At 40.9% G+C, this 14,802-nt stretch carries 7 protein-coding genes; 1 reads left to right on the forward strand and 6 read right to left on the reverse strand.

Features of this window, described 5'->3' with window-relative positions; all coding sequences use genetic code 11:
• Positions 1 to 3: 3 nt before the first annotated feature.
• From V1502_RS18425 to V1502_RS18435, 3 genes are all read right to left on the reverse strand, one after another.
• A complete protein-coding gene (locus V1502_RS18425) occupies positions 4 to 1,578 on the reverse strand; it encodes an IS1182 family transposase (protein WP_409252044.1) in 1,575 nt (524 codons plus the stop codon).
• Positions 1,579 to 1,744: 166 nt separating this feature from the next.
• The gene (locus V1502_RS18430; RefSeq protein WP_409252045.1) at positions 1,745 to 3,151 is read right to left on the reverse strand and encodes an O-antigen ligase family protein; all 1,407 of its coding nucleotides are present in this window, start codon (positions 3,149 to 3,151) and stop codon (positions 1,745 to 1,747) included.
• Positions 3,132 to 4,262: a glycosyltransferase gene (locus tag V1502_RS18435; protein ID WP_409252046.1), complete on the reverse strand. Its 1,131-nt coding sequence runs from the start codon at positions 4,260 to 4,262 to the stop codon at positions 3,132 to 3,134. Before V1502_RS18435 ends, V1502_RS18430 begins: the two co-directional genes overlap by 20 nt.
• A 292-nt stretch (positions 4,263 to 4,554) precedes the next feature.
• Here V1502_RS18435 and V1502_RS18440 point away from each other — a divergent pair, with 292 nt between their 5' ends.
• Positions 4,555 to 5,988 (forward strand): lipopolysaccharide biosynthesis protein, encoded by a 1,434-nt coding sequence (locus V1502_RS18440; RefSeq protein ID WP_409252047.1) that lies wholly within the window; start codon positions 4,555 to 4,557, stop codon positions 5,986 to 5,988.
• Positions 5,989 to 6,223: 235 nt separating this feature from the next.
• Here V1502_RS18440 and V1502_RS18445 read toward each other — a convergent pair whose 3' ends face one another.
• The 3 genes from V1502_RS18445 to V1502_RS18455 form a co-directional block, all read right to left on the reverse strand.
• Positions 6,224 to 8,044, reverse strand: coding sequence for a cell wall-binding repeat-containing protein (locus tag V1502_RS18445; protein WP_409252048.1), 1,821 nt, complete (start codon positions 8,042 to 8,044; stop codon positions 6,224 to 6,226).
• 98 nt (positions 8,045 to 8,142) lie between these two features.
• Positions 8,143 to 10,188: a S8 family serine peptidase gene (locus V1502_RS18450; protein ID WP_409252049.1), complete on the reverse strand. Its 2,046-nt coding sequence runs from the start codon at positions 10,186 to 10,188 to the stop codon at positions 8,143 to 8,145.
• Positions 10,189 to 10,353: 165 nt separating this feature from the next.
• Complete coding sequence (locus V1502_RS18455) at positions 10,354 to 14,640, reverse strand: cell wall-binding repeat-containing protein (protein ID WP_409252050.1); 4,287 nt, start codon at positions 14,638 to 14,640, stop codon at positions 10,354 to 10,356.
• Between the last annotated feature and the right edge of the window lie 162 nt (positions 14,641 to 14,802).

Below are 14,802 nucleotides of genomic sequence, written 5' to 3' on the forward strand. Positions count from 1 at the left end.
AGATTAGGTTGCGTTCCTGGCAGTCAACTTTCTCAAGTTAACCGCCATCAGCGCGAAGCCCATTTCATTTTGCACGCGCTCCTTGCCTCTGACAGAAAATCTTATGAAACCTAAATTAGCCTTCAGAAATCCAAAAACTGGTTCTACGTCGATTTTGCGTCGGCCGTAAATTTCACCCGTTTTCTCATCTGAAAGCAGTGTTCTAATCTTCTCTTTTTGTTGTTCCCATTTTTCATTTAGTAATAGCTTCCGGTGATTTCCTTCCTTGGCTTTCGTGCACTCTGAACGGAAAGGACAACCGGTACAACTTTCGCACTCATATACCTTAAACTCCCGAGAAAAGCCGTTTCGGTCAGTCTTCTGAGATAGGTAACGAAATGTGAGGCGTTGATCGTTTGGGCAAGTAAACGAATCTGTTTCTTCATCATATTTCCAATTGGCCGTATTGAATACATTTTTTTGAGCGTTCTTCGTTTTCTCTTTGCGGTAAATGTTGTAGGTAATCAGTGGTGTAGATGTTCGGTTTTCAAAGACATCTTCATAATTCTCTTCACTTCCGTAACCAGCGTCAGCCACTATGTATTTTGGGAGTTTAAAGAAGTGCTTTTCGATCGTATTCAGGAATGGAATGAATGTCCGTGTATCAGTCGGATTCGGGAAAACATCATAGGCAAGAGCGTACTGCCCTTCGCTCGCAATTTGTACATTATAGCCAGCTTTTAGTTGCCCATTTTTCATGTAATCGTCTTTCATCCGCATAAAGGTTGCGTCGCGATCTGTCTTAGAATAACTGTTACGCGTACCGAAGGTAGCCATGTCCTGTTCATACTTTTGTTTGCGTGCGACAAAATCCTTAAACTGTTTGAGGATTTGCTTGGGCATCTTACGTACAGAGCGAAGCTGTTTCCGTTCGCTTACGTCCTTACTAGATTCGATGTTTCGAGTGAGTTCATCAACGGTGCCTTCCAGTTCCCCAACGACTTTAGCCAAATCTTTTGTAGAAAGTACTTCCGGACTTTCCCGTTCAATTTCAGGTATGATTTCCTTTTCCACTAGTTCTTCATAAAGTTGATTTGATTTCTCGATCAGACCAGCACTATATTTCTCTACTGATTTACACCAAACAAACGTGAACTTATTGGCATTTGCTTCAAGTTTGGTTCCATCAATGAAGACCGCTTCATTATCAATATGCTTTTCCTTAACGAGATGGCAGCGAAATTGTATAAAGCACTCACGAAGAAGCATTTTTACTTCTGGGTAAACACGAAACCGATTAATCGTGCGGTAGCATGGTTCATGTCCTTGGGCAAGCCACATCATCCGGACACTGTCGCCGAGGAGAGCTTCAATTTTCCTTCCTGAGAAAACGGATTGGGTATAAGCGCATAAAATAATCTTCATCATCATACGTGGATGGTAAGCAGGACAGCCCGTGCATCGTATGAACGAGGCGAAGGCTTCGTTTGGAATTTGCTCGACGAGGTTGTGCACTGCGAAGGCAATATCATTTTTTTGAAGTTTGAATTCTAAATCCAGGGGCAAAACCACTTGATTCATGTTATAATTTTTAAACATAAGGACCCTTCTTTCCGATGAGATTTTGTGTGGTAACTTTATTTTATCAGAAGAGGTCCTTATTTTTGTTCAAAAAATAATCAAAGCCGGTGAAATTTTACTCGTCGTAAAACTTCACCGGCTTTTTCATCTTAGAGGAGGGTTTTGTCCCAGCCTCTTTTTTCATCTACTCGAATTTATTGTGTAATGTCCGGTTATACAACAGACCAAATAGTACGAAAAGAATCACGATGGTTTGCAAGTTAAACAGAGCTTCTGAAGTTAACCCTGCAAATGCAAAACCGGCAATAGATAAGTTGATAGCCAGGGCAAGGGATTTTTTCTCAGGAGATAAAGTCTTACTCCGGAGGCTGAATAAAGTTTTGAAGAATGCACTCACGTAAAAGACGGCGTAAATTATGAAACCTACTAGGCCGTATCTGGCGAGCACATACAAATATTGATTGTCGGCAAATGAGATAAACGAATTTTTCATTAACCCGTTTCCTAGAACAGGAGAGTCCATGAATTTCTCAAAGTTTTTCTCCCAGAACTCAAAACGTTTTTGAAAGCTGCTTACAGATTCCAGCTTTTTAAAAACTTTTCTCACAACATTATTCTGCTTCTTCTTTTGCTGCTCTGGACTCGCTTCTTCTTGATCGGCATCTTCTTCCTGAGGCACTTCCTCTTCCTCATGATCACTGGTCACTTGCTTAGATGCATAATCCAAGTATCTGATCTGAGGCACCAGCACTGAACCAATCAACAAAAAAATCGCCAGAGTCATAACACTGCTTGCAAAACGCTTAAAGGAAATTTTGCTGACAACAAACGTGTTAAGAATGGTCCAATATATCAATATCCCTATAATAGTCAAAACAGCAGTTCTTGAAGTGGTAAAGTACACACTTAGAAAGATGGTGAAAAGCAATAAAGACGGCTTCCAGGTGATCCTTCCTTTGATCGTCATGTACCCAATCACCATTGCCGCACTGATAACTAAAAAAGTCCCATACAGATTTGGGTTGAAGAAGGTGCTGGGTATTCTATGAATCTTCAATATCATTTCGTAATGTCTCTCACTCAAAATGTATAGAAGACCAATATGGTTATTAAAATTCAATATATTGAAGAACTGCATAATACCGATTACTTCAACCAATAAGATCATAATAAAAGCAGGCTTATACAGCTTTTTCAAGCTTGGCATCGTGACATACTTTGCTGCAAGATAAAAAATCAAATACATGACAAAGCGGTATGCCTCAATGTAATCAACCAATGAGGAGGTCTTAGGTGACTTCATCATTCCCCATGTATTAGAGACAAACAATGAAACGATTGTTAAAAGAATGAAAATGGATACATAATCCTTACGATTATCCTTTACCACCTCCATCAGCGTATTTGGATATTGAGTGGTACTTCTAATCAACAGGATCAGAACAATACCTGCAATAAATTCCACTCCAAGGACAATTAAGTTGACGATCCCTCCCCCAAATATCATTCCTGGAGAGGGTTTGAAAATGATTAATGCAATAATCAATAAAAATAAATTCAATTGTGTTTTATCACTTAGACGCAAATTCATGATTAAATTCTCCTTTATCCCGTGCTATTTGTTCATACAAGTCTGACATTCTTTTCGAATTCTCTGTCCAGTCATAATTCAATAGAACATGCTCTCTTCCTCTCCTGCCCAGCTCCAATTGTTTTGATGGATCTGTGTATAGAAGGTAAAGCCTGTCTGCTATCGATTCGGGGTCTTCTGAAGGAACTATATACCCCGATTCTCTATCTATAACCACTTCAGGAAGTCCGCCGACATTTGTAGCAATGACAGGAACTCCGCAAGCTTGGGCCTCAACTGCAGAGACACCAAAGCTTTCAATTAAAGAAGAGACAACTACAACATGCAGGGACGAGATAAAGTCAGGAATCTTTTCATGCTCGATCCTTCCCAAAAATTTTACTTGCTTGCGTATTCCCAGGTCTTCTGCCAACCGCTTGTACTCACCGGTATAAGCTCCTTCTCCTGCCAATAGCAGTTCGATCGAACCTCTTTTTTCAGGTTCCACTTTATCCAGGAAGAGCTTATACCCTTCCAGCAGGTATTCAATCCCGTATTTTGGTTCCATCCTTTTGGCTATACCAATTTTAAACCCGCCATTATTTACGGGTCTTTTATCGCGAGGTTTAAACTGACTGACATCCACTCCAAACGGTGTGATATATAAAGGTTTTTCCTCTTTAAGGTATTTTTTCGTCTCCCTTTCCAAAGCAGGGCTGGTTGCACAGATATAATCTGCTTTTTGAAGAGCAAACTGCAGAGTGGCTTTTGCGATCACATTTTTATTTGGGAAATCGTATATATCCGATCCCCATACTGAAATGACAAAAGGACTGAATTTCGCCAAGGCCCCTATAAGTCCATAACTTGAAGCATAATGGGAATGAAGGATATCAGGATTCTCTTTCTTAATGATTTTTTTCAATTTTGAAACAGTAAGTATATAGGATATTTTATGGTTTATTTTTAAGTCCAAATATATCCTATCAACGTTCTCAAGCTTACAATCGGGGCTCATATCCCTATGATTCTCCAGACTGACATTGACAACTTTTATGCCAATTGAATTGTAGTATTCAAGCCACTTCTTTGTATGCACATTGTTTGCCGGTGCAAGCAGTAATACTTTCATAAAATAGGTACCACACTTTCTATTTCCTCATCTATATTAGAATGCGAATTTTAAAAGCCGATGGACATTTATCCTTTTGACTCACGCTCTTCCTTACCTTAAACATTAAAGGCTCTTTTGAGTCCTGGTCGGAATAACACACTATATAGTATAAGTGTTTATGATATAATAAAAAATTGATTTGATAATATCAATGATAATACAAAAAAAGTGTAAAGGAAATATTTTGTCAAATCCTAATGAAATTAGTACAATTTTGTTACTTGATTGTAACGTTTGGAGAGGGTTTAAAATGTTCAAGCATACATTTGTTTATTTTTTATCGAAAGGTGTCCCCGGCATAATCAATTTCATTGCAATTGCTTTATACACACGGATACTCTCACCTGATGAATACGGAGAATATGCGTTGGTCATTGCAGCCGTGACCTTTGTAAATACAACTTTGTTTCATTGGCTAAGATTGGGGCTTCTGCGTTATAACCCTAAATACGAAGGTGAGCAGAAAGCCATGTTCATCAGCTCCCTATCAGCTGCCTTCGTCTCCATGAGTATGCTGACAATCATGTTGGGAACAGGCATATTCCTGGCCTATCCTCCCTTCCACTCAATGGCGTTATTGTGGTTCTTGGGGATTGCCTTATTAACTATGCAAAGTATTTTTGACTTATTTACCGAGTATTTGAGATCTGAACTTTCTGCGAAGTTGTTCGGCATCGTTACAGCTCTAAAGGTCGTACTTTCTTTGTTATTTGCATTTATTCTCATAAAATTTTTCGGATTCGGGGGAGAAGGAATTGTCCTTGGATTGATCATTGGGATTTTCATTTCTATCATCTTCTTCATTCCTAAGTATATGCACTTGGTAGATGTAAAACTGATAAATAAAGAAATGATGAAAGAAGTTGTCATATACTCTCTCCCTTTTATCGCGGCTCTTTCGATGGAGGCTATCATCCTTAATACAGACCGTTATCTAATCGGCTGGCTAATGGACAAAAAGGCGGTGGGTATATATGCAGTTTCCTATGATCTTGCAAAACAAATCCTTTTCTTGCTCATGATGATTATCAATTTAGCTGCCTATCCATTAGTGGTTAAAGCTCTTGAAACAGGCGGAATCAAGGAATGTCAAAAGCAGCTGAATGAAAATACGACAATGTTGTTGATGGTTGCGCTGCCGGCCACCACGGGAATGATTCTATTAAGTGTTCCTTTTACCGATTTATTCCTAGGTGATGAGTTCCAAGGTAAAGCAGCTTCGATTTTCTCCCTGATTGCATTGGCCATTTTAATTCAGGGCTTTAAAATGTACTACTTTGACCTGGCCTTCCAGCTTGGCAAAAATACAAAATTGCAGATTTGGCCTGTTCTTGCTGCCGCTGTTTTAAATATCATTTTAAATATCATCTTAATTCCTGAATATGGAATATCCGGGTCAGCTTATGCCACCATTATTTCCTATATCCTGTCCGTCATTCTCAGTGCCCTTATAGGAAAAAGGATCTTCCCCCTCACTTTTCCTTTCAAAGAGGTAGGGAAGGTTGCTGCTGCAACCACTTTAATGGGACTCCTTATTTGGCCTGCCTTATCAATAGATGGACTCTTCGGCTTCGCTGTTCAAATCATTACAGGGATGGCAGTATATGCAATTGCTGTATGGATCCTTAATATCAATAACATCCGCAGATTAATCCGTCAGAAACTCAAAAAATCTCCTCAATGATTGAGGAGATTTTTTGAGATATAAATTGGGCAGTCTTCATGAAAGTTTGTTGAGATAATCTTTTTTCTATTCAACGTTATCTGGCCCGGTAATTAGTGTGTGAAAAGGGTTTGGCTAATAGTGCCACCACCCTCATTCCGTTCATTTGGACAGAATCCCTAACCGGTGCCGGACAAACCCGTTAATCTCAAAGGGTATTCACGCTTTGTACCTTTTCCTGCCGACACAAAGGGCTTTAATAATAGAGCTTCTTAAAGATCTCACCAAGTTCGTCTTCTACATTTACCGCCTTATGCCCGCCTAATAAATTAAACTCCCTGAAGCGTTCATCCTCAATAAATGCCTGGACATTGACCCGGAGATTTTGAGTCTCTGTTAAAATCAACGGAACACCTTGTTTCGCAGCCAGTACAGAACCGGCAAGTGCATCGGGAAAGTCTGTGCCGTTAGCCATGAACACTTGGCGGTCCATATTGGATAAAGGCAGCTGCTTGGCAATTTCAACAGATGTCTCGTAGCGGTCAAATCCTCTTACCCTCTGCTTTCCGTTAACCTCTTTCAATACCTTGCTGCTTACAGCTTTTTCACCACCTACTATAATGGTTTCTGGTATATTCATTAAAGCCTTCTTTGTGGCTTCAGGCACCTCATCTGTCTTTGTTAATAAAATTGGATACTGGTTGCTTGCCGCAAATGGGGCAGCAGATAGAGCATCAGGATAGTTGTATCCATAAGCTATGATCGCTTTCTCAGGAGTGGAACTCACCCTTTCTGCAATAAGCTGTGCTGTAGCAAATCGATCTTGGCCGCCAATTCGATCAACTTCTAAACCCAGGTTGCGTATCGCAGTCTCAACTTCTGTTCCAATGGCACCTTTTCCTCCGAGAATAATTACTTTATCAGCTCCCAATCTTTCAATTTCTTTTTTTGTAGAAGCTGTCAATTTATTTTTATCAGTTAAAAGTAACGGAGCATCATACTTATAAGCAAGCGGACCTCCTGTTAAGGCATCAGGAAAGTTATACCCTTGAGCGAGTACTACAGTGTCTGCCTTTTCCCAGCCTTCCTTTGAAATTCTAACGGCAGTGTCGAACCGGTCTACCCCTGAAAGGCGTTGGCCGATCTTGTTCAATTCACTGGAAGTCACATAACCTGTACGGTCATTGTCCTCACGTTCCGTGTTATACCAGACAAAATGATTCGAAGTATTGCCTGATTGGTCATACTCAAATGAACTTAGGATTTCGAGAACTTCCGTCTTCCCTGCAGCCAGCTTCTGTGAAGTCTCAGCTGAAGATGAAGTTGGCCCTGCTCTGAATCTGGTGGCTTCCGGAGAAATCACTAAATCCCCAGGCTGGAATAAGTGTTTTGAAGAATGAGGGAGCCCATTAACCACATAATGCTTTTTGTTGAAAATCAAATCATGCTCCACCGTATAGGTGAAATCTTCTTTAGAAAAAGTGATATCCATTGAATGATCAGGAAATATTCCCGGATTCCCATCCATCATTTCACCGAACACCTTATATTGATAGCTGTTTTCATTGATTGAACCGTCACTCTGCTTAACCGGACTGTTGACCTGCTTTGTACCGTTATAAGCCAAAATAGCGAAATACCAATTTTCTATAATATCCCTCTCATTATCTCCTATTGTAGGAATACTTGTGGATTGCCAGTTCGTGATACCAGACTCCCCGCGGTTCCACTTCTTATTCAAGATTTCAATTCCTGCTTTAATGTTATATTCTATATCAGTCTTTAGTCTTTCAAGATCGTAACCGTCTGTATCCGTCACCTGCATAATGCCTATCCCATTGTCAGATGATATAAAAGGTTTGCCATCTTTGAACTGCCTCCATCCGCTTTCCTCTTCCGCTATGGCCTTGACCACTTCGGGTGGTACTTCATATTTTATGGCTGCTTCTGTCAACAGTCTATTAATCTCAGAATGTGATTTGTTCTTATATTCTTCTGCAGACACAGGAAAAGTTATGGATGCTGCCAATGCTGCGGCTGCAAATCCCATGAAAGGTTTTTTCATTTTTTTGTTCATTGCGGACTCCTTTTTTGTTATTTAATTCCATGTTATCATACTTTCTATTAATCTAATATACTTTTAATGGAAAAAAAAGAAGAGGGGGAATTTCCCCTCTACTCTTTATTCATATATCCATCTATTTCCCAAGCTTTTTCAAGAGAGACCGCGCCCGGTCCGCCAAGAATACGATAATCATTTTTGTTTTGAAAGAGTTCAATTGTCGCTTCCATTACTGAATTCTCTTCTTTATCCACTAGCACCACCGGACTTTCTGTTCTGGATGCAAGCGGGCTTATACTGAGCGCATCGGGAAAATTCCAACCAGTTGCAAAATAAATTGTCGGAGTTTGATCATTCGAGAATAGTTGATGAACTTTTTTATTTGTTTCAAAGCGGTCTGCACCATATATCCGATATGGGGAAGGCAAGTGATCATTAACTTCTTTTGAGATGACTCCTTCGCCGCCAATCACATACGCTTTCGTAATAGAATTACTCTTAAGATAATTTTCTACAGACTTAGATACTTTATCTTTTTGTACAAACAGCACCGGGTATTGTTTACTCCCGCTATAAGAAGCGATCGATAGAGCATCAGGATAATTTTCCCCTGAAACGACAAAAGCTTTATTTGTCGAATAAGGGATAACGTTGTTAATGGCTATAGCTGTTTCATAGCGATCGATTCCAGACACTCTCATAGTTTGAATTGCCTCTGCCTGAATTGCTTTTTCTATGTCCTGTGAAACAGCATTCTTACCGCCTATGATAATTGCATGAGTCGGCTTCAAGCGGTCTAACTCTTTCAGAACCTTTTCATCCAAGCGGCCCTTAAGCAAAAGAATCGGACTATCAAGGTATGAAGACAGCGGAGAGGCTGCCAAACTATCAGGAAATTTATTGCCGCTTGCAATGATGACAAATGTTCCATTGATGGTCCTTCCATCTATCGTTAACTTTTTTTCTTCTAAAGACTCCCAGCCGTTTCGAGAAATGTGAACAGCTGTATCCATGGATGTATCCCCGAACAGCCTGTTCTTCTCTTTAACATATCCCAATGCGGCTTCGGCATTTATTAATCCCTTCCCTAAAAGTTTAACCGATGGCAATTGTGTCGCTGAATTTTCCATTACTTCTTTTACTTGCATCCCATTTAAAAAAGGATAGTTTTGCAGAACCATAGAAGAAACAGAACTCACAATCGCAGCAGCCATACTAGTTCCGTTCATATAACGATAGCCGTCTATCCACGTACTATAAATATTGGAACCTGGAGCGGAAACATCAATAGGTTCTCCATAGTTGGAAAAGGTTGACCTGCTTAACGAAGCAGAATCAACACTCCCTACGGCCAGTACATGGGGGTAACTTGCCGGGTACGTTACAGCATGCTGATTATCGTTTCCTGCTGCCCCAACTACCAACGCTCCTTTGCTGACAGCATAGTCCACTGCATCCTCCAAAGCCATCATATTGCTATAGCTTCCCAGACTTAAATTGATGATATCTGCCCCATGATCTGCTGCATATCGAATCCCTTTAATAACCGTTGACATATAGGTAGTTCTGCCTTCAAACACCTTTACAGGCATCAATTTAACCTTTTTAACAGGAGATGAAATCCCCAGCTGATTATTAGTTGCCGCTCCAATTAGTCCAGCGACGTGCGTCCCGTGTCCTGTATTATCCATTGGCGGTTGGGACTCATTTATAAAGTTCCTTCCTTCCACCAATTGATTTTTCAATTCCGGATGAAACAGATCTATGCCTGAATCTATTAACGCTACGATAACCTCTTCTTTCGGATCATAGTGGTCCCATGCTTCTAGAACCTTCATGGAGGAAAAATCCTGCAATTGCTTGTCAAAATTAGTGTCGTTCGGTGTATTGGATTGGGTATATACCAATTGATCTAGTTCAGCAATTTCTATATTTCTGTCTTTCTTCAGCATGGTCAGGGTCCTTTGGACATCTTGCTTCGGTACGGAAATTATTTTATATTTTGATTCAGGTTCAGCTGTTGAAAGAGTTGCTGCTTCCCCATCTTTTGTCACAACAAGAATCCGTACTTTTTGACTGTCCGCATAAGTATAGTCCCCTGTCCTCATGGTAAAAGCCAGCAGTAACAGAACGGAAACTATAACCCTTATATTCTTCAAATCCTCACCTCATTGTTGTATTTACATCATCTGTAAAAAGTATATCTGATGCGATAAGGGTTGTCTATGTAATCCGGCAACTGGAATGGTAGATTTCATTTTCATAGAAATAGCCATTCGCATCGTATGCGAATGGCTATTTCTTGCTAAAAGGGCTTCCCCTTCTTATTTAGTTACCTTTTTTTGCAAATCATCTCGTGCATCTTGACCTACTGCACCTTTACCACCCAATACAGTTACAGAAGAAATCTTGTTCTGGTAAGTGTATTTAGTTAAGAATGCATCAACTTCTTTAGGCAGGCCATTTGGATCTACCAGAAGAAGCAGGCCATTATTATCTGTTACTAGAGGAGCAGCAGATAGTGCATCTGGGAAGTTTTTGCCGCTTGCTACATATAGGCTGTCTGTGCTGTGAGAGAACTCACCAAGGACTGCAGCTAGTGTACCATAACGGTTAACTCCGGATAGACGTTCTACTTCAATTGCCACCTCTTTCGCCGCTGCTACTACCTTATCAGAAACAGCAGACTGACCACCAAGCACATACACCTTTTCATCTTCAAGAATGGCTTTGGCTTCATCAGAAAGCCCTTCCCCATTTGTCAAGACGATAGGCATGCCTTTTGCTCCAGCAATAGATGCAGCACTTAGAGCATCTGCAAAGTTTTTACCAGTTGCCACAAAGACACCATTTCCAGTGAAACCAAGCTCTTGAAGCTTAGAAACGATAGCAAGGTTTGTACCGTAACGGTTTGGCATACCATCAGTTTCCAGGCGTTCAATGTTTGAAGAATTAATGCTGATGCTGTTCAATTGTGTGAATACTTCAGCAGAAACAACGCCTTCTCCACCAAGAACATATACATTTTCAGCACCCAGGCGCTCAATTTCTTTCAGAACAGCTTCAGATAATTTTCCGTCCGCGCCAACTGGCAGGATTGGAGCATCAATAGCAGAAGCTAACGGGCCGGCAGATAATGAATCCGGGAAGTTATATCCAGTAGAAAGGATAACTGTTTTATATTCATGATCCTCCGCAAATCCGTCCGCATGAAGTTTCTTAGAAACTTCAACAGCAGTTGCTACACGATCCTGTCCTGAGACTTCAGTGATAAGACTGCCATCTACTTTGATTGGCAATAGGGACAGGACTTCATCCGTTTTTGCATCTAATAGGTACACAGCAGCAATACCATCCACTGATTCAGATGGAGTAGTGATTGTAAGGTCAGTGGTTAATGATTTTCCTACTTTAAGCGTTTGAGAAGCTTCTTTCACTTTCACTTCCCCTTCTCCTTTTTCACCTGGAGAAAGCACTCCGAATTCCCTGATTGAAAGATCCAGCATTGTAGTTGGATCAGATGTAGCATAACCTTCAATCGCAATTGTGTAAGTGTCATCCGGAAGTGAAGTCAGTGAAACCATTTCATCAGATGAGGCACCAGCTGAATATCCTACTACATTTCCTTGAGAATCAAGGATATACAAATCTACATCATCACTTGCATGAGTAGGGTTGGAAGTTTGGACTTCCAGGGACACATTGTTCTTAACTTCAAGCTCTTGGAAGTAGTATTGATTGCTTCCAGGCACTTCAACTCTTTCAGTAGAAGCTGCAGGCGAGCTGAATGGAGCAGCTGCAACTTTAACTTCTCTGGAACCGGACAGATAGTTGGAGAATGTTACAGATTCAGTTACTACTGTTCCTGGAGCTGCTGCACCAAGGTCTATCTTTCCTGGCTCAGCCACAACATTCTGTACTACTGCTTCCAGTTCATATTTATTTACTTCTTTCCCTGCAGCAGGAGCGGCTGTTCCATAAACATGAACCTCCCATACTCCTGGTTTCGGAGATTTAAATACTTGGTCTTCCACATCTAAACCACGGTAGCCTGCATACCCTTTATAGGAACTAACTTCGACCCCATCAGGGTTGAATACGATCAGTCGTACACGCCCTTGGTAGTCATCGTTTTCACTAAGGGCATTTAGCGAGAAGCGTACTTCATCCACACCAGGCTTCACTTCGAATGTGTATCCTTTTGTTTTAGAAGACTGGACTTCATCTGTTGCGCGGAAACGGAAACGATTATCCTGATTGAATTCATAGCCAGTGATGATTGTTTGCGGCGATCTTGCTTCTACATATGGAGTAGAAGCATCATCAAATACCAATGTTTCTGCATTTACACCTGTCTCAAGTTTGGAAGCATCATAGTTTACAGTGATTGTTTTGCTTTCCCCTGCTTTTAAATTCAAATCTGATACAGAAGGTACAACCCAATCGCTAGTTGCTGAGACACTCAAATCCTTATCTTCATCTGAATTGTTCTCAACAAGAACTTCTACTGTTTCCGGGATTTCTTTATTTCTGACATATAACCCTTGGCCGCCAGAAACCTTTTCACCATGATAAACCGTTACCTCTACATCTTTGATATCTGTGATGAAATGTTTGCGCAAATATTCGTAGGCAGCTGGAACGTCAATTAAACCAGCGCCTTCCTGCGCACGATTATAGCCGTCCAAATGATTTGCCGTTTGCATCAATGCTTCCCGGGCAATTTCATAATTGAATGGAATCCGGTCCTTGAGTGCTGCAGATTTAAGCAATGCCACTGCCCCTGCCACATAAGGTGAGGACATACTTGTCCCTTGCATTACAACGTAAGGTCCATTTTGAACAGGATGCGCTGCAAATGCTGAACCAGGGCCTACAACATCTGGTTTTTGGTTGCCGGCTTCGTTTGGTCCTACAGATGAGAAGTACCATAGTCCTTCTCCTTCCTTAGGAGAACCATCGGCATTTTTACCATATGGATAGTAATTGTACTCTTTTGCCCACATTTCTGATGTGATATGCGCGCCGACTGAGATAATCGGTGCTACGTCACCAGGGGATCCAACCGTATCGGCACCAGGACCCGAGTTTCCTGCAGATGTTACAAATACGATATCAGTATCTTCACTTAACACTTTCATAAGCTCTCCATATGACCCCAAACCATCATTTAGATCAGGCGAAGACCCTAAGCTTAAGTTTGCGACGTCTACTCCAAAACCTCCTTCAGATTCTGGAAGGGCTGCATCAACCATTGCCTTTTGAATACTGAATGTATATGCCCCGCCAGCGGCCTGGAATACACGGAGTCCGACAAGCTCAGCACCAGGGGCTACCCCTTCTCCTGCAACTGCTCCAAAAGAGTTTGCTCTTAAAGGACCATCTGCTGCCGTGATCCCGGATACATGGGAACCATGGCCATTGAAGTCAGTAAATAAGTTGATTTTTTTCAACCCTGCTCCGAACCAATCTAATTCCATATCATTCACTCGGAAGTTTGCTCCAGCTTTCCCATCAGTGACATCAATATCAAATGTACCTGTTTCATTGTTGGCATAAGCTGTTTCGTCTGTGAAATCATTATCCATATCTGTATCGATATACACTTTGTCTCCAACTAACAGTACAGAGAAGTTATCAGAATCAGGCTTGTCACCTTCGCCTTCTTCTTCTCCAGTTACTCCATCAGCATTTAAATCCTGGTTTGTCCAATAATAATGCCATTCCGGATATGGATTTCCTTCAAAATAAGTTTTTCCTAAATAGAATTTATCATCAGGAGCATCTAAGCCTGTTGTGTTATATGTAGTTTCAACTTCAACAGTTTCTCCTTCTTCATTCTCCACTTCTTTTGTAACTGTGAAAGAGTCCCCTTCTGCATGGCCGGCATCAAACAAGACATCCCCTTCAGCAAGGAAGTTCACTGCACTGCCAAGGTATTTCTTATAGCGTTCCTCAATCGAATATGCCAGGAACCTGCTCGAGACCGTGTAATCTCTCACTCCAACAATCTTTGAATCTCCGAACTTACGGGTTTCTTCATCTAATGAATCAGTAAAGGATTCGTGCCCTGGATCTGGACCAGAATCAATGATTCCGACACGAGTTCCCGTTCCATCAAATTTCTTATGGAAATCAGTAACTCCAGTAGCATTATGAGTTTCAAGCTGGTCAGGTGTTACACCGGCGGTCGGATCTACCGTGTTTTGCCCATCAACGGATAACTCTTCTGGGTTTACCCGGTCAAGTTCAATTTGAGAGTTTTTCCCTACTGTCCGCACGCCCTTGACATTAAGGACATCCATTACCTTGCGTGTAGGAACATCAGCTAAATAAACATAGTTCTTATAGTTTACTTTCACCTTTACCCCTAGTTTTTCCAATTGACTTGTAGCATCGACTTTTCCATTACCAACAATGATAAGCTCCTGTACGGCTTGATCACTCAAGGAAAGAGCCACTACTTCTGAGAAGTTAGATACTTTGAACTTCTTCGTTTCCTGCAGAGCAGCTTCAGCTTTCTCTGGGTTAAATGCTGTAACTCCAGCAAAGGAAGAAGCAACCAGTGTAGCACTAGCCATAACAGATAGTACTTTTTTCTTAAAAGTCAATCCTTTTACCCCCTCAATAGATTAATAGAATTAATACAAAACACCCACATGTTTTCCAAGAAAATAAAAAATTGGAAAAAACAGTGCTCTTACTCTATTTTAATCCCACCCATACCTTTAGTCAACAAAAGGAGTGTATGTTTTCTGAAAAAATAGTATTTT

The sequence above is a fragment of the Rossellomorea sedimentorum genome, assembly GCF_046237645.1.
GTDB classification, from domain to species: Bacteria; Bacillota; Bacilli; order Bacillales; family Bacillaceae_B; genus Rossellomorea; species Rossellomorea sedimentorum.